Here is a 17,923-nt window from a genome sequence, read left to right on the forward strand (position 1 = left end):
GGAGGCAGACAGAGGGGGGAGACCTAAAAGGCTCTCTTGGCGGGGGGGGGGAGGGGGGCCCGGGGGGGGGAAGAGGGTGGGGGGGGGGGGGGCCACGGGGACCACCCCCCCCCCCCCGCTATCCCGCTGCATCGCCCTCGACCCCGGCAAGTTCGCGGCGGCGCACTGGGGCAAGGCCCCGCTGCTGTCCCGGGCCGGCGAGCTGGACGGTCCCTTCACCGACCTGCTCTCCCCGGCCGCCGTCGACGAGCTGCTGAGCCGCCGCGGCCTGCGCACCCCCTTCCTGCGCGTGGCCCAGCAGGGCAAGGTGCTGCCGGCGGGACGGTTCACCGGCTCGGGCGGGGCCGGTGCCGCGGTCGGCGACCAGGTCATCGACGACGACGTGATGCGGTTGTACGCGGAGGGCGCCACCCTTGTCCTCCAGGGCCTGCACCGCATCCACCCGCCGCTGATCGACTTCGCCCGGGAGCTGGGCGCCGAGCTGCGCCGTCCCCTGCAGGTCAACGCCTACCTCACGCCCCCGGGCAGCCAGGGCTTCAGCACCCACTACGACACGCACGACGTGTTCGTGCTGCAGATCGACGGGGTCAAGCGCTGGCGGATCCACGAGCCGGTCCTCGCCGACCCGCTGGAGAAGCAGGCCTGGGGCGGGCACGCCGACGAGGTCGCGGCCACCGCCCAGGGCGCCCCGGCGCTGGACGTCGTGCTGCGCCCGGGCGACGCCCTCTACCTGCCGCGCGGCTGGCTGCACTCGGCCGAGTCGCAGGAGGCCCGCTCGCTGCACGTGACGATCGGGGTGCGGGCGCTGACCCGGTACGCCCTGGTCGAGGAGCTGCTGACGCTGGCCGCCGGGGACGCCCGGCTGCGCGCGACGCTGCCGTTCGGGCTGGACGTGTCCGACCCGGCGGCGATCGAGCCGGAGTTGACCGAGACCGTCGAGGCGCTGCGGGACTGGCTCACGCGTACCGGCCCGGCCGAGGTCGCCGACCGGCTCGCCGCCCGCGACTGGCCGGCCGCCCGCCCGGCCCCGATCGCGCCGCTGGCCCAGCTCGACTACGCCGCCGCGCTCACCGCCGCCGACGCGATCGCCGTCCGGCCCGGCCTGCGCTGGCGGCTGGCCGCCGACGGGCCCGGCCACGTGACGCTGCGGCTGACCGGGCGGACGCTGCGCTTCCCGGCCTACTGCGAGCCGGCGCTGCGGATGGCGCTCGGCGGCGACGGCCCGATCCGGGTCGCCGGCCTGCCGCTCGACACCCCCGAGGACCGGCTCGTGCTGGCCCGTCGCCTCTTGCGGGAGGCGCTCGTCGTACCGGCCGCCTGAAAGGCCTCAGAGGCCGACGGCCGCCACGATCAGACCGCCCACCGCCAGGCCGGACAGCAGCACGGTGACCACGGTCGCGGTGTCCAGGCCGACCTGGCGGTGATCGGCCACCCGCTTGGCCGCCACCACCGCCAGCACCGGGCAGGCCAGCAGCACGACCAGCGCGACCACCGGCAGAGCGTCCTTCCACGTGCCGGTCTGCTGCGTACCACCCATCTTGTGCAAGATCTCGAACGCGGTGCCGCCGACCAGGCCGCTCACCACGCCGAACAGCGCGAACAGCGTCTTCACCCCGACGTTCAGCGGCTTCGGCGGCGCGATGTACTTGACCTTGGCCGCCACCTCCTCGAGGTAGTCAGAGGCGTTCCGCTCGTCGCCGCGCTGCCGGGGGATCGACGGCGGCGGCATCGTCCGGCCGTAGCGCTCCGCCACCGGGCCGACCTTGTGCACGTACTCCGCCCACAGGCCCAGCGCCTTCGCGTCCACCTCCTCGAGGTCGCGCTGCGCCTTGCCCGCGGCCTGGGCCGCCTGGCGCAGGGCGTCGTCGGCCTGCCGCACCGCCTGGTCGGCCGCGGCCACCCGCCCGTCGTGCCAGCGTTCCGCCTCGGCCCGCATGTCGGCCGCCTCTTCGTCGAGGGTCGTCAGCCGCCGCAACACGCTGCGATAGTCGGCGGTGCCGAAATCGGCCGGTTGGACATCGCTCATGCCGTGGCCCCGCTTCGCGGCGCGCTCTCACTCATAGTTGTCCATAGGGGATGATCACCTCGGCGCCTCGATGCACCGAGCGGTCGAAATGCAGCGCCCGCCACGGCCGCGGGTACCAGGCCGGCGCGCCGGCGCCGGGGTAGTACGGCGAGAGCTCGCTGCCGTGCACGTCGAGGGCCACCCACGCGCCGATCGGATCGGTGCGCGACCCCTGCCCGCCGAGCGAGTCGCGCAGCAGACCCGCCCCCCGCCACCAGCCGAGCACGTGGATGCGCCGCTCCGGGCCCTGGCGCAGGATCGTCCGCAACTGGTCGCCCGCGCCCTTGCCGCCGGGCAGCGCGTCCGCCGCGTAGATCAGGATGAAATGCGGCCGGTCGGCCGGCCACGACGCCGACGCCTCGGCCGCGGCGTCCTCGAGCAGCCAGTCCGCGTTGTCCGGCTCGTACCAGCCGCACTCGGGCAGCTCGGCGCAGAGGGCGGCGGCCGCCTGCTTGGCGTCCTGGTCGAGGCAGAGCAGCGAGAACCGGGCGCCGTCCGGCGGGAACTGGGCGGCCAGCGAGCGGCCGGCGGTGGCCAGCACCGCGCACGCCTCCTCGGTGCGGGTGCCGAGCACGGCCAGGTTGCGGCCCGGGGCGCGGCGCAGCACCGTGCGCGCCGACCGGGCCGCCACGTCGATGGTCTCGCCGAGCAGCACCAGGGGAGCTGCGCCGCTACCGGCGCCTGGTCCTCCGGACGGCGCGGAGAACCCGGGCCCGTTGGACGAGCCCTCGGTCGCCGGGGCCAGCCGGCGGAAGTCGATGCTGTCGGACAGCCGGGGGTGCGCGTCACCGTCGAACAGCCGCGGCGGGCCGAGCTCGGCCGGGCGGCGGCGCCACAGGCGGTGCTGGAGGGCGTTCCACCGGTCCCGATCGCCGGCGGCCGGCACCCGTACGATCCGGTTGGCCTCGGTCGCCCCCGAGTCGGCGTTGACCACCGCGTGATAGCGCGGCAACGACTCCGCCGCCGTGTTCGTCTCGGCCAGGATCCGCCGGGCCCGCGGCAGCGCGATGCGCAGCGAGAACTGCGCGACCAGCGCCGGCCGCCCCCACAGCGCCTCGATGCCGGACACGTCCTGGCTGGCCAGAATGAGGTGGATGCCCTGCGAGCGGCCCCGGCGGGCGAGGTCCTCGAGCAGGTCGACCGCCTCGGCCGCCATCGAGTCGCGCCCGGCCAGCAGCACCTGGAACTCGTCGACCACCGCCACGATGCGCGGCCACGCGCCCTCGGGGTCCTCGGCGCGCAGCTCGGCCAGGTTCGTCACCTCGTGCCGCTTCGCCGCGTCCGCCCGGCGGCGCAGCTCCTCGCCCAGGAACCGCAGCAGGGCCAGGCCGAACTCACGGTCCGTGTTGACGTTCACGCCGACCAGGCGCACGTGCGGCAGCCAGCTCGGGTCCCGGCGCCCCGGCGCGAACCGGGCGAACGACACGCCCTCCTTGAAGTCGAGCAGGTAGAAGGCCAGCTCGGTGGGGGAGTAGCGGGCGGCGAGCGCGCCCATCCAGGCGTAGATCAGGTTGGTCTTGCCGGTGCCGGACGGCCCGGCGATGAGCGCATGCGGCGGATAGTCGCTCAGCGTCACGGTCACCGGGACGCCCTGCGGGCTGTCCCCGAGCGGCGCGGTCAGACCGGTGGCCGAGCTCTCCGTCCACTCCTGGGGCGGCAGCAGGCTGTCGAGGGCCACCGGGGCGGGACCGGCGGCGACCGCTTCGGCGATCCGGCGACAGGCCGCGGCCACCACCGCTTGCGGAGGACCACCATCCAGCCGTACGGGCAAAGCTCCCGCGCTGCTCAAACGAGCATGATCACCTTCGGCCGCCGTGATGAACTCGATGCCCGGACCGGCCTGGACCGGCAGCCCCTGGATGATCAGGTGCACGCCCGCCGCCGCCCCGGTGCGCAGCAGCCGCTGGAGCTGGGTCTGCTCGGGACGGCTCAGCTCCCCGGCCCCCAGCAGCACCGCCACCCGCCACGGCTCGGGCCGCCGGTGGGTCGCCGCCGCCAGCTCCCGCAGCGAGGTGAACTCGCCGGCCAGCACCGTCTCGTTGATCCGCCGCACCTGGCCGACCAGGTCGTCGAGCACGCCGGCCAGACCGCCCGGCCCCACGAACGTCAGCACGCCGGCCGGCGCCAGCGTCGCGAACCGGGCCAGCCCGCCGCCCAGGTGCTCAGGGTCGTACCCGGTGATGGTCAGCGACCCCGGCGCGGCCGTGCCCAGCGCCCGCAGCAGCAGCCCCGCCACCACCTCGTCGCCGATCGACCGGTCGCCGCGCACCACGACGTGCCCGTGGTCGAGCAGCGGCACCAGCGCCGGCACCTCCTCCGGGTGCGGCAGCAGCAGCCGGCCCACCCGCAGCTCGGCCGCCCGCTCCAGCGGCGTCGCCTGCCAGTCGTCGTCGAACGGATCGCCGGCGGCGCCCGGGGCGGCCCGGTCGGCGGCCCCGGCGGCGGCCCCGGCGAAGGCGGCCAGGTCCCGCTCGTGCTGCTCGTCGATCTCGCGCAGCCGGGCGTCGCGCGCCTCGGCCACCCGGCCGCGCCGGGCGATCGCCGCCGCCACGACGCGCTCCCGCCGCTCGCGCGCCTGGTCGTGCGCGTCGAGGGCGGCGGTCAGCGCGTTCTCGGCCGCGCCGAGGGCGTGCGAGAGTCCCGCGCGGATGTCCATCACTTGCTGTGCGGTCGACTCAGCCATTGTTCTTGTCGCGCTCGTGGTCCGGCAGCTTCGGCGCCATCGGTGGGCTCAGCGTTCTCATCGGGCGTCGGCGGCCTCGCGACGCAACGGCTCGGGGGAGTCGGGGTCGAGCGTGGCCGCGTCGCGTCCGAGCCGGGCGAGGAGCACGCCGGTGAGCACACCGGCCGTGACCGCGCTGTCGGCCGGGTGCCCCGCGGGCCGGCCCTCCTGTTGCTTGGCCGGAACCCGGCAGATGCGGGCCAGCAGCGTGTCGAGCACCGCCGGGGAGGTGCCCGGCAGCAGCGAGCGCACCCGGCCGGCCGAGGCCGTGCGGAGGCGATCGACGTCTTCGGGGCGCGGCTCGTGCCCGAGCAGATCACCGGCGAGCCGGTGCAGCACCGGCGACGTCACCGCCGACAGCGCCAGCCCCGTGGCCGCGTTCGCCGCGTGCAGGTCGCGGCCCACCCGGGCCTTGTCGCCCGCCCGCACCCCACTCGCGACCCGGCGCAGCAGCTCGGTGGCGTTGCCCTCTTGCTGTGTTTTGTCATCCGGCTGCGGCGCCGGCTCGCCGGTCAGCTGCGTGACCCGCTGCTGCCACCAGGGCCCGAGCTTCTCGGCCGGCGGCGTCTCGGCGTCCCCCGGGTCGGTCTTGACCTCGGGCCGCTCGAGCCCCGCCTTCCAGTCCTTGTCCGGCGGCGCCGCGGCATCCCCGGTCAGCCCCAGCCCCGCGAGATAGGCGTTGATCGCGTCCTGCGCCACCCGCAGCGCCGCGGCCGCCCGCTCGGCGTGCTCGGTCGCGCTGCCCAGCTGCGGCACTCCCACCGGATCCACCGACGTCTCCCGAACCCACATAAGGATCTCGGTGGCGCTGCGCAGCTTCTCCAGCGCCACCGTGACGAGCCCCGTGGGCAGTTCGTCGGAGGTGGCGCGAAGCTGGGCGCCGAGGTCCTGGATCAGCGACATCGCGTCAGAGGATCGCCGTGTACTGCTGCGCCTGCTCGACGGCTTGTGCCGTCGCGCCCATGCATTCCTCGAGCGAGTGGTCGGCCTGCGAGAGCGACGCGTGCGCCTGCTCCACCGCGTCGTGCCCGCTGCCGTCGAGCGCCGACGCCAGGCTCAGCTGAGCCTCGCCCAGCTTCTCCCGGGCCGCCTGAATCGCCGCCTGCCCCTCGCTCACTTGCTGGAGCGCGGCATCCACGGCCGCTTTGACCTCGGCGACACTGGCCACCCGTGCAGCCTCCTGCTGTGCGGAACCCGACTACGGCCCTCAGCCTACTGCCCCCTTCCTGCCCCGCCGTCCGCGCACACCCCATTTGCGAGACGGTACGGACCCTTCACGAAACCATCGCCCCATTACCAGCCCGAACACCCAGTCCAAGATCCGACGCAGGAGTGAACATGATTCACGCGGGAGTGATCGCCGTCCCTCCACCTCGGAGCGTCGGCTCTTTCTGGTTGAGTTCTCGCTCTGCTTACCTATACGCACGTGGTTCCGGGTCGTCCTGCTCGGCTTCGTCCCGTTCGGGTTTGTCCTGCTCGGGGTTCGCGCTGTTGCGGTTCGCGGTGCTCGGGTTCGCGCTGTTGCGGTTCGCGGTGGTCAGGTTCGCGGTGCTCAGGTTCGCGGTGCTCAGGTTCGCGGTGCTCAGGTTCGCGGTGCTCAGGTTCGCGCTGCTCAAGTTCGCGCCGTTTCGGGTTCCCCCTTGCGAGGGTTCGCCGCTCGCGGGTTCGCCCCTGCGCGGGTTCATCCCTGCGCGGGTTCATCCCTGCGCGGGTTCGCCAGGGCTGCGGTCGCCGGCGCTGCGCCGGTCGGGTCTTGACCGGCTCATTCAGCGGATGCGAGGTGCTGGCCTGAGAGTCAAACCCCACCCCGTCAACTGGGTGGGGCCAACGTAGCGGCGGGGTACGACATTCTCGGCCTGGCTGTCCACAGCGGTTGGCCTCATCAGCGGGCGTTGCCGGCTGGTGGTGTAACGAATCCCCACCCCGGTCACTGGGTGGGGCGAACATAGCGGCCGGGTACGACATTCTCAGCCTGGCTGTCCACAGGCGCTCCTATCGGCGGCGAGCGCTTCGCAGACCGGGCCACGGGCGCGGCCCGGCGAAAGGGCGCGCGACGCGGTGGCGACGCGATCTGGGCGTGCCGCCGACGCAGGCGACCGGCCAACCCTCGGCGTCACGGTGGGATGGCGCCACGGCACGGCGGCGGGGGCCGCCACGACGGCCGCGACGCTAGCGACCACGCCGGGCCGAGGCGACCACGGCCATCGCCCCGGCGGCCAGCACTCCCGCCACCGGGGCGAGCGCAAACCCGCCCCGCACCCCGCCGTCAGCGAGCGGCCCGGACAGCGCCGCGCCGGTGGCGCTTCCTACGGTGAACGCGGTGAAGATCCAGGCGAACGCCTCCACCGCCGTGCCGGGTGGGGCCAGGCCGTCGGCGGCCAGGAACGCCGCGGTCAGCAGCGGGGGCAGGGCCACGCCGCTCACGGCCAGCAGGACGGCCATCGCGCCGGGGGCGGGTACCAGCAGGAGCGGGACGTAGCCGGCGGCGAACACCAGGGCCAGCAACGGGAGGCGGCGCGGGCCGCCGGGGCCGGCCCGGGTGTAGAGGAGGCCGCCGATCAAGGCCCCGGCGGCCTGGGCGGCCAGCAGCCAACCGGTCAGGCCGCGGTCGCCGGTGGACTCGGCGTAAGCGGTCAGCACCACGGGGATGCTGCCTACCGCGGCGCCGGCGCAGGCTATGCCCAGGACCAGGACCACCAGGCTGGGGACTCGCAGCGGGCCGGCCCAATGGTGGTGCGTCGCGGTGCCTCGCCAGGCCCGGACCACGGGGGCCCGGGCGAAGGCGGTCACCCCGGCCAGCTGCAGCGTGGCGGCGACGATCAGGCCGGCGGCGGGGCCCGCGGCGGCGACGGCGGCCAGGGTGACCAGGGGGCCGACCACGAAGATCACTTCCTGAAGAGCGATATCCAGGGCGTACGCGGCCACGACGTCACCGGGCGGGACCAGCGCGGGCCAGAGGGCGCGCAGGCAGGCTTCCAGCGGTGGGCAGCCTAGGCCGGCCAGGGCGGCGCCGGTCAGGAGCAGCGCGGGGTGGCCGTGGCTGAGGGCGGCCAGCAGGTAGCCGGCCGCCGACACGGTCGCCGAGCCGAACAGGACGGGTGGCTGGCGCCGGCGGTCGACCGAGCGGGCCAGCAGCGGGGCGCTGACGGCCATGCCGGCGGTGAAGACGGCCACGACGATGCCGGCGACGGCGAGGCTGACCGACTGGCGGGCCTGGAGCAGCAGGGCGAGCGGGGCGGCCGCGAGCGGCAGGCGGCCCACCTGGCTGCCGACGAGGACGAGGGGGACCTGCGGCGCGCGCAGGACGGCGGAGGCCGCGGGCATGACATCGCTCCCGGCGAAAGGGAAAAGGGGAGAGGGCAAGAGGAAGGGCGTGATTCCAGCCACACCGGGCCCCACGGCCGGGAGTGAGGCGAGAGCCTGGACAGGCGCAGCCTAGCGCCGGGGAACGGCCGACGGGCCGCGCACCGAGGCGCCCAGGGCCAGGACGCGGTCGCGCAGGCCACGGTCCGCGGTGATCACCACCACCGGGCGGCCGGCGACCTCGGCGCGTACCAGGTCGACGATCTTGTCATCGCCGGAGCCGGGGGCGCGCTCCACGCGTACGCCATTGCCGGTTTGCGGGATGTCCCGAGCCTGACCCTCGACGACCAGCGCAACCTCCACCGGTCCTGAAATATCGGAAATGCCGGTGGGAATGGTCGCGGCCAGGCGGTCCCGGAGGCGGGCCGCGGCGCCGGGACGGTCGCGCCACCAGCCATCGGGCACGGATCCGACGACGTTCGCACCATCCACGATCACGAGCGGCGGTACGGTCATGAGAGTTGAGCCTACCCGAGTCAAGTTTCCATCGAATCCGGGAATCAATCTATGACAAGGAGCGCTGATAGGGGTCGTGCGCCTCGGGTAACGCCGTCCGCACTGAGGCTAGGTAACAGGAGAGAAGAAGACTTATGAGCATCGGACCGATCGGACCGGGCGGACCCGGCAACTGGGACGACCTGTTCTCGCGCTTCTTCGGTGCGGCCGAGCCGCGCCGGCAGCAGCGCATCGACATCACGAAGTACATGAGCGGCGACGCTCGTGAGGTGCTCTCCGCCGCCGCCCGTCGTGCCGCCGAGCTCGCCGACGCCGACCGGATCGTGGCCGACCTGGACACGGACCACCTGCTCTGGGGTGCTCTCCAGCAGGATGCGATGAAGCAGACGGTACGCCGCGCCGGCGCCGACCCGGAGCAGCTGCTCGCCACCCTGGGACGCCCCGCGGGCGTACGCGAGAACCCGCCGGAGCAGGTCGCGCTGACCCCGCAGGCCAAGCGGGCCCTGCTCGACAGCCTGCAGATCTCCCGGGCACTCGGCTCGTCGTACGTCGGCCCCGAGCACATCCTCATGGCCCTCGGCCTGAACCCGGACTCCGCGGCCGGCCGGCTGCTCGCCGGCAAGCTCGACCCGCAGGCGCTTCAGCACCAGGGTGAGCCGCAGCCCAGCGGTCCCGGCCGGTCGTCCGGCAACCAGGGCGGAGGCAAGACCCCGACCCTCGAGCAGTACGGCGTGGACCTCACCGAGCTCGCCCGGCGCGGCGAGATCGACCCGGTGATCGGCCGTGCGAGCGAGATCGAGCAGGCGGTGGAGATCCTCTCCCGGCGCACCAAGAACAACCCGGTGCTCATCGGCGAGGCCGGCGTCGGCAAGACCGCCGTCGTCGAGGGCCTGGCCCAGCGCATCGTGGACGGTGACGTCCCGCTGACCCTGGAGGGCAAGCGGGTCATCCAGCTCGACCTCGCCGGCCTGGTGGCGGGCACCCGCTACCGCGGCGACTTCGAGGAGCGCCTGCGCAAGGTCATCGACGAGATCCAGAACGAGGGCGACGGCCTGATCGTCTTCCTCGACGAGATCCACACCCTGGTCGGCGCCGGTGGTGGCGGCGGCGAGGGCGGCGGCATGGACGCCAGCAACATGCTCAAGCCGGCGCTGGCCCGCGGGCAGCTGCGGGTGGTCGGCGCGACCACGCTCGACGAGTACCGCAAGCACATCGAGAAGGACGCGGCCCTGGCCCGGCGGTTCCAGCCGGTGCTGATCGGCGAGCCGAGCGTCGAGGACACGGTGGCGATCCTGCGCGGTCTGCGGGACAACTACGAGGCGCACCACCAGGTGCGGATCACCGACGAGGCGCTGGACGCCGCGGCCGAGCTGTCCGACCGCTACATCACCGACCGCTTCCTGCCGGACAAGGCGATCGACCTGATCGACCAGGCCGGCGCGCGGGTGCGGCTGCGGGTCAAGACCCCGTCCGCCGACACCCGGGAGGACGAGCGGCGTCTCGAGCAGCTCAACCGGGACCGCGACCAGGCGGTGGCGGCCGAGAACTACGAGAAGGCGTCGCAGCTGCGCGACGAGATGAACGAGATCCGCGCGCGGCTCGAGCAGGCGACGGTCGGCGAGAACAAGGTCCCGCAGGTCACCGACGCGGACATCGCCGAGGTGGTCTCCCGGTCGACCGGCATCCCGGTGTCTCAGCTCACCGAGGAGGAGAAGGACCGCCTGCTGCGGCTGGAGGGTCACCTGCACGACCGGGTGATCGGTCAGGAGGACGCGGTCGAGGCGGTCGCGGAGGCCGTACGCCGTTCGCGTGCCGGCCTGGGCGACCCGGACCGGCCGGTGGGCAGCTTCCTGTTCCTCGGCCCCACCGGTGTCGGCAAGACCGAGCTGGCGCGGTCGCTGGCCGAGGCGCTGTTCGGCGACTCGGACCGGATGATCCGGCTCGACATGAGCGAGTTCCAGGAGCGGCACACGGTGTCGAGGCTGGTCGGCGCGCCTCCCGGGTACGTCGGCTACGACGAGGCCGGGCAGCTGACCGAGGCGGTGCGGCGCCGCCCGTACAGCGTGGTGCTGCTCGACGAGATCGAGAAGGCCCACCCGGACGTGTTCAACATCCTGCTCCAGGTGCTGGACGACGGGCGGCTGACCGACAGCCAGGGCCGGACGGTGTCGTTCAAGAACACCGTGCTGATCATGACGAGCAACATCGGCTCGGACCTGATCAGCGGCACCCGGCGCAGTGTCGGGTTCGGCGCGGCCGACGCCGGCAAGAGCGCCGACGAGGAGCTGAAGGAGCGCCTCGACCGGCGGCTGCGCGAGCAGTTGCGGCCGGAGTTCATCAACCGGATCGACGAGATCATCGTCTTCCGGCAGCTGGAGACCGATCAGTTGCGGCAGATCACCGAGCTGATGCTGAACGAGACCCGGCGCCGGCTGAGCAACCAGAACATCACGCTGGAGGTCACCACGGAGGCTGTGGACTGGCTCTCGGACAAGGGTTACCAGCCCGAGTTCGGCGCCCGGCCGCTGCGCCGCACGATCCAGCGCGAACTCGACAACCGGCTGTCCAAGCTGCTGCTCGGCGGCGACATCAAGCCCGGTCAGACGGTGACCGTGAGCGTTGCCGACGGCAAGCTCGCGATCGCCTGACGCACCTTGAAACCGGCCCCGCTCAGCGCCCGCTGAGCGGGGCCAGCGCGTCTGCGGACCCGCCCAGGTGCGGGTAGTCGGCCATCCATTCCACGTACGCCGTGTTGCGCGCCACGACCTCGCGGTACGCCGCCTCGGCCATCTCGAGAACCTTGGGCGCGCTGCGGGCGGCCGCCGACTCGGGGTGCCAGCCCAGCATCTGCCGCCAGCGCAGCGGAGCGCCGCGCATGGGCCGGTGGGTGAGCCCGCCCGGGGGCCGGAACGTCGGCTGGCACAGCCCGACGGCGAGCCCCGACTCGACGATGTCGACGCAGCCGCGCACGTCGGTCTCGAGCACCCGGCGCGGGGTGAACCCGGCCCGGGCGCAGGCGGCCGCGAAGCACTCGGCCAGGCAGCCGTCGCCGGTGCTACCGACCCACTCCTCGCTCGCCAGCTCGGCCAGGTCGACGTCGACGCCCTTGGCCGCCGGGTGGTCCTCCGGCAGCAGAACGCAGACTGCATCGACGGCGACCGTCTGCCAGACCAGCCCGAAGTCGGCCGACGGCATCGCATCGCCGCAGACGCCGACCAGCGCGTAGTCGAGCTTGCCGCCCTGGAGCATGGTGGCCAGCTCCTCCACCCAGTACGACGCGTAGGTGGTGATCTGGGCGTCGGGCTGGGCGGTCGCCAGCGTGTGCACGAGGTGGCCGAGGATCGGGCCGCCGATCGCGCCGATCCGGTAGCGGGTCATGGTCTCGGCGCCGGTCGTGCCGGCCAGCCGGGCCGCCTCGTCCTGCAGGCCCTTCATGGCCGGCAGCAGCACCCGGGCCCGGGCGAGCACCAGCTCGCCGAGGGCGGTCGGACGGGCGCCCCGGCGGTCGCGCTCGAAGAGCGGACCGCCTAAAGTGCGCTCGATGCGCTGCAGCTGCGCGGTGAGGGCCGGCTGGGCGAGGCCGAGCTGCGATGCCGCCTTGGTCACGCTGCCGGTCTCCGCGATGGCGCAGACCACCTTGAGATGGCGCAGCTCCAGGTTCATAGCGTGACGTTAGGACCTTTACGACATCGAAGGCTAGCCCTGCAGCCTGGTGAAAGATCCTACAGTTGTGACAAATCGGTAAACGGACCCGCCGGTAACGTCACAAATCGCTGACATACGTCGTACGGCCCGTAACCACATCGCGTAATTTGTCGACTACCGCCACGGCGGGATCGACCATTTTGTTCCACGGCGGCGACGACGGGGTGCCGGGGTGGGGTCGGGTCGGCGCGGCCTCCTCGGCGGTCTCGACCCGGTTGCCCAGGCGGATGAGGTCGTCGATCGGCACCATCTCGGCGAGCACCGGGAGCAGTTCCTCGGTGTCGGCGGCGACGTGCCGGCGTACGCCGGCGGCGATCTCGTCGATGACCGAGATGTCTTTTTCGAGGCGCTTGAGCGAAAGAAGCAGATCGCGGTCCTCGGCCAGCTCCCGCGCGGCCAGGTCCTCGCCGCCCGGCACCACCCGGCGGATCGCGGGGTAGAGGTACTGCTCCTCGGCCGAGAGGTGCCGGGACAGCTCGGCGATCAGGACGTCGGCGACGCGCCGGTCGTCCTCCTCGCCCGGGGTCCGCTTCGCGGCCAGGAGCCGGTCGCACAGGCCGAGAAGATCACGGTGCTGCTCGGCGAGGACGTCGATCACGTTGCGGCCGGTGGTCTCGCCGCCGACGGGGGGAAGCGGGGGCAGGTTCAGTGTCGACACGGCAGCGCCGGTACCCGGGCCGTCGATCTGTCAAACACCTGGTAAGAAGGGCGGATGGAGACCACCGCCGCCGAGGAGGTCACCGGCATCTGCCGTGACCTGCTGCGCATCGACACCACCAACACCGGCGATCAGTCGACCACCGTCGGGGAACGGGTCGCCGCCGAGTACGTGGCGGCGAAGCTCGACGAGGCCGGCATCGCGTACGAGTTGCACGAGTCGGCGCCCCGCCGGGCCAACCTGGTCGCCCGCATTCCCGGCGCCGACCGCTCCCGGGGGGCCCTGCTGATCCACGGCCACCTCGACGTCGTGCCCGCCGACAAGCGCGAATGGTCGGTCGACCCGTTCTCCGGCGAGGAGAAGGACGGCTTCCTCTGGGGCCGGGGCGCGATCGACATGAAGGACTTCGACGCCATGATGCTGGCGATGGCCCGCGACTGGAAGCGCACCGGCTACGTGCCGCCGCGCGACGTCGTGCTGGCGTTCACGGCCGACGAGGAGGCGGGCATGGAGTACGGCTCGATGTTCCTCGTCCGGGAGCATCGTGACCTGCTCGAGGGCTGCACCGAGGCGATCGGCGAGGTCGGCGGGTACTCGTACACGGTGAGTGATGATCTTCGTCTCTATCTCGTGCAGACCGCCGAGAAGGGGCTCGACTGGCTGCGCCTGCACGCCACCGGGCGCCCGGGGCACGGCTCCTTCATCCACGACGACAACGCGGTCACCGCGCTGGCCGAGGCCGTCTCCGCGGTCGGCCGGCACCGCTTCCCGGTCGTGGTCACCCCGACGGTGCGCCGGTTCCTCGAGGAGGTCGGCGACGCCCTGCACATCGACATCGACCCGGCAGACCCGGAGCTGGCCATCGCCAAGCTCGGGCCGATCGCCAACCTGATCGGCGCGACGATCCGCAACACGGCCAACCCGACCCGGCTCGAGGCGGGCTACAAGGACAACGTGATCCCGGGCAAGGCGTCGGCGACCATCGACTGCCGCACGCTGCCCGGTTACGAGCAGGAGTTCCTCGAGCAGCTGCGCGACGTGATCGGCCCGGACATCGAGATCGAGCACAACCACCGGCAGCAGGCGGTCGAGACCTCCTTCGACGGCGACCTGGTCGAGGCGATGGGCGCGGCGCTGCGGGCCGAGGACCCGGGCGCCCGCACCATTCCGTACCTGATGTCCGGCGGCACCGACGCCAAGGCGTTCTCGACGCTGGGCATCCGCTGCTTCGGCTTCGCGCCCCTGCGCCTGCCGCCCGACCTGAACTTCGCGGCCCTGTTCCACGGCATCGACGAGCGGGTCCCGGTCGAGGGGCTAAAGTTCGGCGTGCGCGTGCTCGACCGTCTCCTCCGAAACAGCTGAATCGCGGAAGGACCCCATAGAGATGACCGACCAGAACGCGGAGCTCGATGCCGCTCTCGAAGAGGTCGTGGCCGCTGCCCGGGCCCACCTCGCCGCGGTCAAGGCCGCCGCGGGCCGCATCGACGACGACGACGTCTGGCAGGCGTACGTCGCCTTGAACAACGCTTCCTTCGCGTACGACGAGAAGCTGCTCGACGCTTTCGGCGAGGTGACGCCCTGGGACGTGGAGTCGATCGACCCCGACGAGGCCGACCAGCGCTTCGGCCTGGGCGCCGACGGTTTCGACGCGGCCGAGTCGACGGACCCGTACCAGCAGGTGATCTCGGTGCGGCAGCGTCGCGACTACCGGGTGCCCAGCGTCGGCGCGCTGCTGCGGGTGGCCGAGGCGGCCCGGCGCAACTCGGTGCCGGAGGACGAGGACGCCGGCCCGGTCGAGTCGGTCGGCGAGGCCGTGCTGGAACTTCTGCAGGCCGGTGACGGGTCACTGTCGTCGCTGGACGTGCCCGAACTCGAGCCGCTCGACGGGCTGCTGACCGTCAGCGAGATCGTGGAGCCCCTCGACCTCGAGGCGTTCGAGGACTCCGACGGCGACGGCCCGTTCGCCCCCCGCGAGGGCGACCTTCTGGTGGGCAGGCTCGACGAGCACCCGTTCCTGCCCGACGAGGAAGAGGACCACGCCGGTCACAACCACTGACCGATGAGACGGCGACAGCCGGGGTTCAGTAACTGAGCCCCGGCTGCGGCGTCGACTGGATCCTCCGGCGGAGCATCACCTTGCGGGTGCCGTCCCGGAAGAGCTGCACCCGGGCCAGCTCCCACCCGGAGAACTCCGCCTGGATGGCGAGCTGCGCCGCCGCGGTCAACTTGTCGACATTCGAAGGCAACCGCAGCGGCGCGTATTCGTAGTCCATGCGATCTAATATGCGCCGCCGACCGCTCGGACACCACCCCCGGCCAGCGGGTACGTGTCGTTGGTGAGCCAGCTCCGGACCAGGTTCTGTTCGAGCGGCCCGCCCAGCTCCTCGCCGACCCCGCCGGCCAGGGCGTCGACCGTCTGCCAGCCCCCGGCCGTGCCGGCCGCCACGAACCGGCGGATCGGCACCAGCGGCACCGTGAACCGGTCGGGCGCGTCGGCCCGCAGCGGGTGCGCGGCCACGTCCGGCACGTTGACGCCGCCGTCGACCGGGATGCCGGGAAGCCCCGGCAGCGGCGAGGTGAACCGGTTGCCGTCCGACGGGATCGAGTAGGGCGCGCCGAGCGGCGACGCCAGCGTGATCCGGTGCAGCTTGCCCCAGCGGTACGTGTCCTGGTCCGCGGACCGGCCGAACGCCGGCGCGAAGGAGGAGCTCGCGGCCAGGTCGAGGGCGTCACCGAGGCTCTTCAGCACCAGGTAGTCGCGCCGGTCGGAGGCGGACGCGATACCCGGCACGGCGAAGAAGTCGATGCCGGACAGGCCCACCCCGTCCCGGGCGAGCAGCCGCTTGAGGGCCTGCATGGCGAAGAAGTCGCTCGACGACGGCGCCCCCGCCGGCACGTGCCGGTCGAGCACGTTGACCACGAACCGCCCCCGCCACAGCGCATAGATGCTGGCGGCCACGCTGTTGTCGATCTCCGGGCGGGTCGGCGTGCCGAGCCGCCCGTCGACGTCCGCCGCGTCGTAGCCCTCGGGGATGCCGGTCGGATAGGTGTGGTTCCACCGGCCGAGGCGTCCGGCCGCCTCCCGGATGCGCGGGTCGGCGGCGAGCGCGGCCAGCTGCGGAGTCGAGCTGCGCCGGGCCCGGCCGAGCGCCCCGGTGACGAGCGGCGTGAAGAACTGCGCGTCGATCGCCGTCGTGTCGGCCTGCATGGCGACCACGTCGGCCGGGGAGACCGGGCCGCGGGCGATGGCGGCGCGGACCATGTCGGTGATCCGCCCGGCGCGGTAGCCGTTGTGGAAGAACCCCAGGTAGAACAGGCCGCCGCCGGCCCGGGTCCGGTTCAGCACGTCGTTGTCGAAGGTGTTGCCGCTCGAGTCGTTGTTGGCCGACACCACGAACCCCGAGGGCGGGTTCACCTCCTGCGGGAGTTCGGCGAAGGGCATGATCTCGTACGGGACGGACTGGTGCGGCTGCCGGTGGGTGGCCGGGAGCCACTCGTTGCCCCCGGTGCCGTCGCGCAGCAGGTACGGCGGGTTGCCGCGTACCGACCCCGCCTGCAGGTCCTCCCGCACCGGCACCTCGGCGTTGGTGAAGTAGGCGATGGTCCCGGCCCGGTCGGCGTAGACGAAGTGCTGGCCGCCGACGTCGAAGTACTGGAGCGCGTCGCGGAAGTCGCCGGCGTCGCGGGCCAGCGAGATCCGCCGGAACGCCTCGATCTCGGTGGTCGGCGAGAACCCGGTGTACTGCACCGACAGGCCGATGCCGCCGGCGGTGTCGAGCGAGAGAAGCGGCCCGTTGTTGCGGCGCGGCACGATCAGCGTGCGACTGCCGGGGGCGGCCTCGAGGGCATTGATCCGGCCGGGCGTCCGGAGATTGACCCGGTACGCCTCGTCGATCGCCACCACCGGCTCCGGCCGGCCGCGGTAGACGGTCGACAGGCCGCTCGGCGAGGCGGGGTCGGTGCGGACCTGCTCGACGTACGTGTCGGAGACGTCCATGAAGTGCTGGGTCGCACCCCACGCGATGCGCTCGTTCTGCCCGAGCACGATGAACGGCGTGCCCGGCAGGCTGTCGCCCTGCAGGTCGTAGCCGGCGCCGCGCAGCGAGATCGGGTGGAACAGCGCCGGCGTCTCGAGGCCGAGGTGCGGGTCGCCGGCCAGCATCGGCCGCCCGGTGGTGGTGTGCGACCCGGCGATGGCCCACGAGTTGGAGCCGCGGTCGCCGGAGCGGTTCATGGCGTCGGCGATCATCGGCACCGCCGCGGCGCGACGCTGATAGTCGGCGGCCAGGCGGGCGGCCTTGTCCGAAATGTCCGCGCCGTGAGCCGCGCCCGGCGCGGATGAGTGCGGAACCGGCACCGGCGACTCGGCCCGGAACGGCGCGAACGGGAACAGGTCGCCGAACACCGCGGCCAGTCCGTCGAGTCCGGCCGCGGAGTACGCCCGTACCGCCGTGGTCCGGTCGATGTCGAGGTCGAACGAGAGGCCGAAGGCGAGCGCCTTGTTGACCACGATGCTGTCCACCACCGTCCACGGCGCGACCGTGCCGACCTGGACGGCGGCGTACTGGCCGGGGAGACGGTTCCGGGCGATCCAGGCGTTCACGCCCTCGGCGTACGCGCGCAATGCCTTGATCGTCTCGGGGGAGAGGAGAGGTGGCGTCCGCTCGGCGGCACGGCGCAGGCCGAGGGTGCGCATCTGGACGTCGCTCGCCAGCGCCGAGCTGCCCAGGAGCTCGGCGAGGGTGCCCGAGGCCCGGCGGCGGCTGACGTCCATCTGGAACAGCCGGTCCTGCGCGTGCGTCCAGCCCTGCAGGTAGAACAGGTCGTGTGCGGTGGACGCCCTCAGGTGCGGAACACCGTTGGCGTCGCGGGTGACCTCAGCGCCCGCCCGCCCCGGCGGCGCGACGAGCACGCCGGCCGCCAGAACGGCGGCGAGGAAGAGTTTCTGCATACT

At 73.0% G+C, this 17,923-nt stretch carries 15 protein-coding genes; 4 read left to right on the plus strand and 11 right to left on the minus strand.

From position 1 onward, the window contains the following. Positions 1-76: 76 nt before the first annotated feature. Positions 77-1,321 (plus strand): cupin domain-containing protein, encoded by a 1,245-nt coding sequence (locus ACZ6TB_RS06900; RefSeq protein WP_465551458.1) that lies wholly within the window; start codon positions 77-79, stop codon positions 1,319-1,321. Positions 1,322-1,327: 6 nt separating this feature from the next. On the opposite strand, the gene ACZ6TB_RS06905 is transcribed toward ACZ6TB_RS06900, so the two are convergent. The 7 genes from ACZ6TB_RS06905 to ACZ6TB_RS06935 form a co-directional block, all read right to left on the minus strand. Continuing rightward, positions 1,328-2,026 carry a hypothetical protein gene (locus ACZ6TB_RS06905; RefSeq protein ID WP_465551460.1) on the minus strand — a complete coding sequence of 233 codons (699 nt, stop codon included), beginning with the start codon at positions 2,024-2,026 and terminating at the stop codon, positions 1,328-1,330. A gap of 31 nt (positions 2,027-2,057) precedes the next feature. Next, entirely contained in the window at positions 2,058-4,748 is a 2,691-nt protein-coding gene (locus ACZ6TB_RS06910; protein WP_465551462.1) for an FtsK/SpoIIIE domain-containing protein, read from the minus strand. Positions 4,749-4,805: 57 nt separating this feature from the next. Then, positions 4,806-5,690 carry a hypothetical protein gene (locus ACZ6TB_RS06915; RefSeq protein WP_465551464.1) on the minus strand — a complete coding sequence of 295 codons (885 nt, stop codon included), beginning with the start codon at positions 5,688-5,690 and terminating at the stop codon, positions 4,806-4,808. A 4-nt stretch (positions 5,691-5,694) separates the two neighbouring features. Continuing rightward, the gene (locus ACZ6TB_RS06920) at positions 5,695-5,955 is read right to left on the minus strand and encodes a hypothetical protein (RefSeq protein ID WP_465551466.1); all 261 of its coding nucleotides are present in this window, start codon (positions 5,953-5,955) and stop codon (positions 5,695-5,697) included. Between the two features lie 244 nt (positions 5,956-6,199). Continuing rightward, complete coding sequence (locus ACZ6TB_RS06925; protein ID WP_465551468.1) at positions 6,200-6,403, minus strand: hypothetical protein; 204 nt, start codon at positions 6,401-6,403, stop codon at positions 6,200-6,202. Between the two features lie 553 nt (positions 6,404-6,956). After that, the gene (locus tag ACZ6TB_RS06930) at positions 6,957-8,111 is read right to left on the minus strand and encodes an MFS transporter (protein ID WP_465551470.1); all 1,155 of its coding nucleotides are present in this window, start codon (positions 8,109-8,111) and stop codon (positions 6,957-6,959) included. 111 nt (positions 8,112-8,222) lie between these two features. Further along, the gene (locus ACZ6TB_RS06935) at positions 8,223-8,606 is read right to left on the minus strand and encodes a hypothetical protein (RefSeq protein ID WP_465551472.1); all 384 of its coding nucleotides are present in this window, start codon (positions 8,604-8,606) and stop codon (positions 8,223-8,225) included. 134 nt (positions 8,607-8,740) lie between these two features. Between ACZ6TB_RS06935 and ACZ6TB_RS06940 the strand changes: the two genes are divergently transcribed. Beyond that, positions 8,741-11,254 carry an ATP-dependent Clp protease ATP-binding subunit gene (locus ACZ6TB_RS06940; protein ID WP_465551474.1) on the plus strand — a complete coding sequence of 838 codons (2,514 nt, stop codon included), beginning with the start codon at positions 8,741-8,743 and terminating at the stop codon, positions 11,252-11,254. A gap of 22 nt (positions 11,255-11,276) precedes the next feature. On the opposite strand, the gene ACZ6TB_RS06945 is transcribed toward ACZ6TB_RS06940, so the two are convergent. Next, a complete protein-coding gene (locus ACZ6TB_RS06945) occupies positions 11,277-12,269 on the minus strand; it encodes a LysR family transcriptional regulator (RefSeq protein ID WP_465551476.1) in 993 nt (330 codons plus the stop codon). 100 nt (positions 12,270-12,369) lie between these two features. Further along, positions 12,370-12,969: a hemerythrin domain-containing protein gene (locus ACZ6TB_RS06950; protein WP_465551478.1), complete on the minus strand. Its 600-nt coding sequence runs from the start codon at positions 12,967-12,969 to the stop codon at positions 12,370-12,372. A gap of 54 nt (positions 12,970-13,023) precedes the next feature. Between ACZ6TB_RS06950 and ACZ6TB_RS06955 the strand changes: the two genes are divergently transcribed. Both ACZ6TB_RS06955 and ACZ6TB_RS06960 read left to right on the plus strand, forming a co-directional pair. After that, entirely contained in the window at positions 13,024-14,331 is a 1,308-nt protein-coding gene (locus ACZ6TB_RS06955; RefSeq protein WP_465551480.1) for a M20/M25/M40 family metallo-hydrolase, read from the plus strand. A gap of 22 nt (positions 14,332-14,353) precedes the next feature. Next, positions 14,354-15,025, plus strand: coding sequence for a hypothetical protein (locus tag ACZ6TB_RS06960; protein WP_465551482.1), 672 nt, complete (start codon positions 14,354-14,356; stop codon positions 15,023-15,025). 25 nt (positions 15,026-15,050) lie between these two features. Here ACZ6TB_RS06960 and ACZ6TB_RS06965 read toward each other — a convergent pair whose 3' ends face one another. Both ACZ6TB_RS06965 and ACZ6TB_RS06970 read right to left on the minus strand, forming a co-directional pair. Then, a complete protein-coding gene (locus ACZ6TB_RS06965) occupies positions 15,051-15,242 on the minus strand; it encodes a DUF5703 family protein (protein ID WP_378966921.1) in 192 nt (63 codons plus the stop codon). Positions 15,243-15,247: 5 nt separating this feature from the next. Beyond that, positions 15,248-17,920 (minus strand): penicillin acylase family protein, encoded by a 2,673-nt coding sequence (locus ACZ6TB_RS06970; protein ID WP_465551484.1) that lies wholly within the window; start codon positions 17,918-17,920, stop codon positions 15,248-15,250. Positions 17,921-17,923 lie beyond the last annotated feature (3 nt).

The sequence above is a fragment of the Actinoplanes sp. NPDC051537 genome, from assembly GCF_055586105.1.

Excerpts from the sequence above, each read along its gene's own strand:
- ACZ6TB_RS06905 (WP_465551460.1), bottom strand. The coding sequence starts at position 2,026 with ATGAGCGATGTCCAACCGGCCGATTTCGGCACCGCCGACTATCGCAGC.
- ACZ6TB_RS06910 (WP_465551462.1), bottom strand. The coding sequence starts at position 4,748 with ATGGCTGAGTCGACCGCACAGCAAGTGATGGACATCCGCGCGGGACTC.
- ACZ6TB_RS06935 (WP_465551472.1), bottom strand. The coding sequence starts at position 8,606 with ATGACCGTACCGCCGCTCGTGATCGTGGATGGTGCGAACGTCGTCGGA.
- ACZ6TB_RS06965 (WP_378966921.1), bottom strand. The coding sequence starts at position 15,242 with ATGGACTACGAATACGCGCCGCTGCGGTTGCCTTCGAATGTCGACAAG.
- ACZ6TB_RS06930 (WP_465551470.1), bottom strand. The coding sequence starts at position 8,111 with ATGCCCGCGGCCTCCGCCGTCCTGCGCGCGCCGCAGGTCCCCCTCGTC.
- ACZ6TB_RS06970 (WP_465551484.1), bottom strand. The coding sequence starts at position 17,920 with ATGCAGAAACTCTTCCTCGCCGCCGTTCTGGCGGCCGGCGTGCTCGTC.
- ACZ6TB_RS06940 (WP_465551474.1), top strand. The coding sequence starts at position 8,741 with ATGAGCATCGGACCGATCGGACCGGGCGGACCCGGCAACTGGGACGAC.
- ACZ6TB_RS06915 (WP_465551464.1), bottom strand. The coding sequence starts at position 5,690 with ATGTCGCTGATCCAGGACCTCGGCGCCCAGCTTCGCGCCACCTCCGAC.
- ACZ6TB_RS06945 (WP_465551476.1), bottom strand. The coding sequence starts at position 12,269 with ATGAACCTGGAGCTGCGCCATCTCAAGGTGGTCTGCGCCATCGCGGAG.
- ACZ6TB_RS06960 (WP_465551482.1), top strand. The coding sequence starts at position 14,354 with ATGACCGACCAGAACGCGGAGCTCGATGCCGCTCTCGAAGAGGTCGTG.
- ACZ6TB_RS06955 (WP_465551480.1), top strand. The coding sequence starts at position 13,024 with ATGGAGACCACCGCCGCCGAGGAGGTCACCGGCATCTGCCGTGACCTG.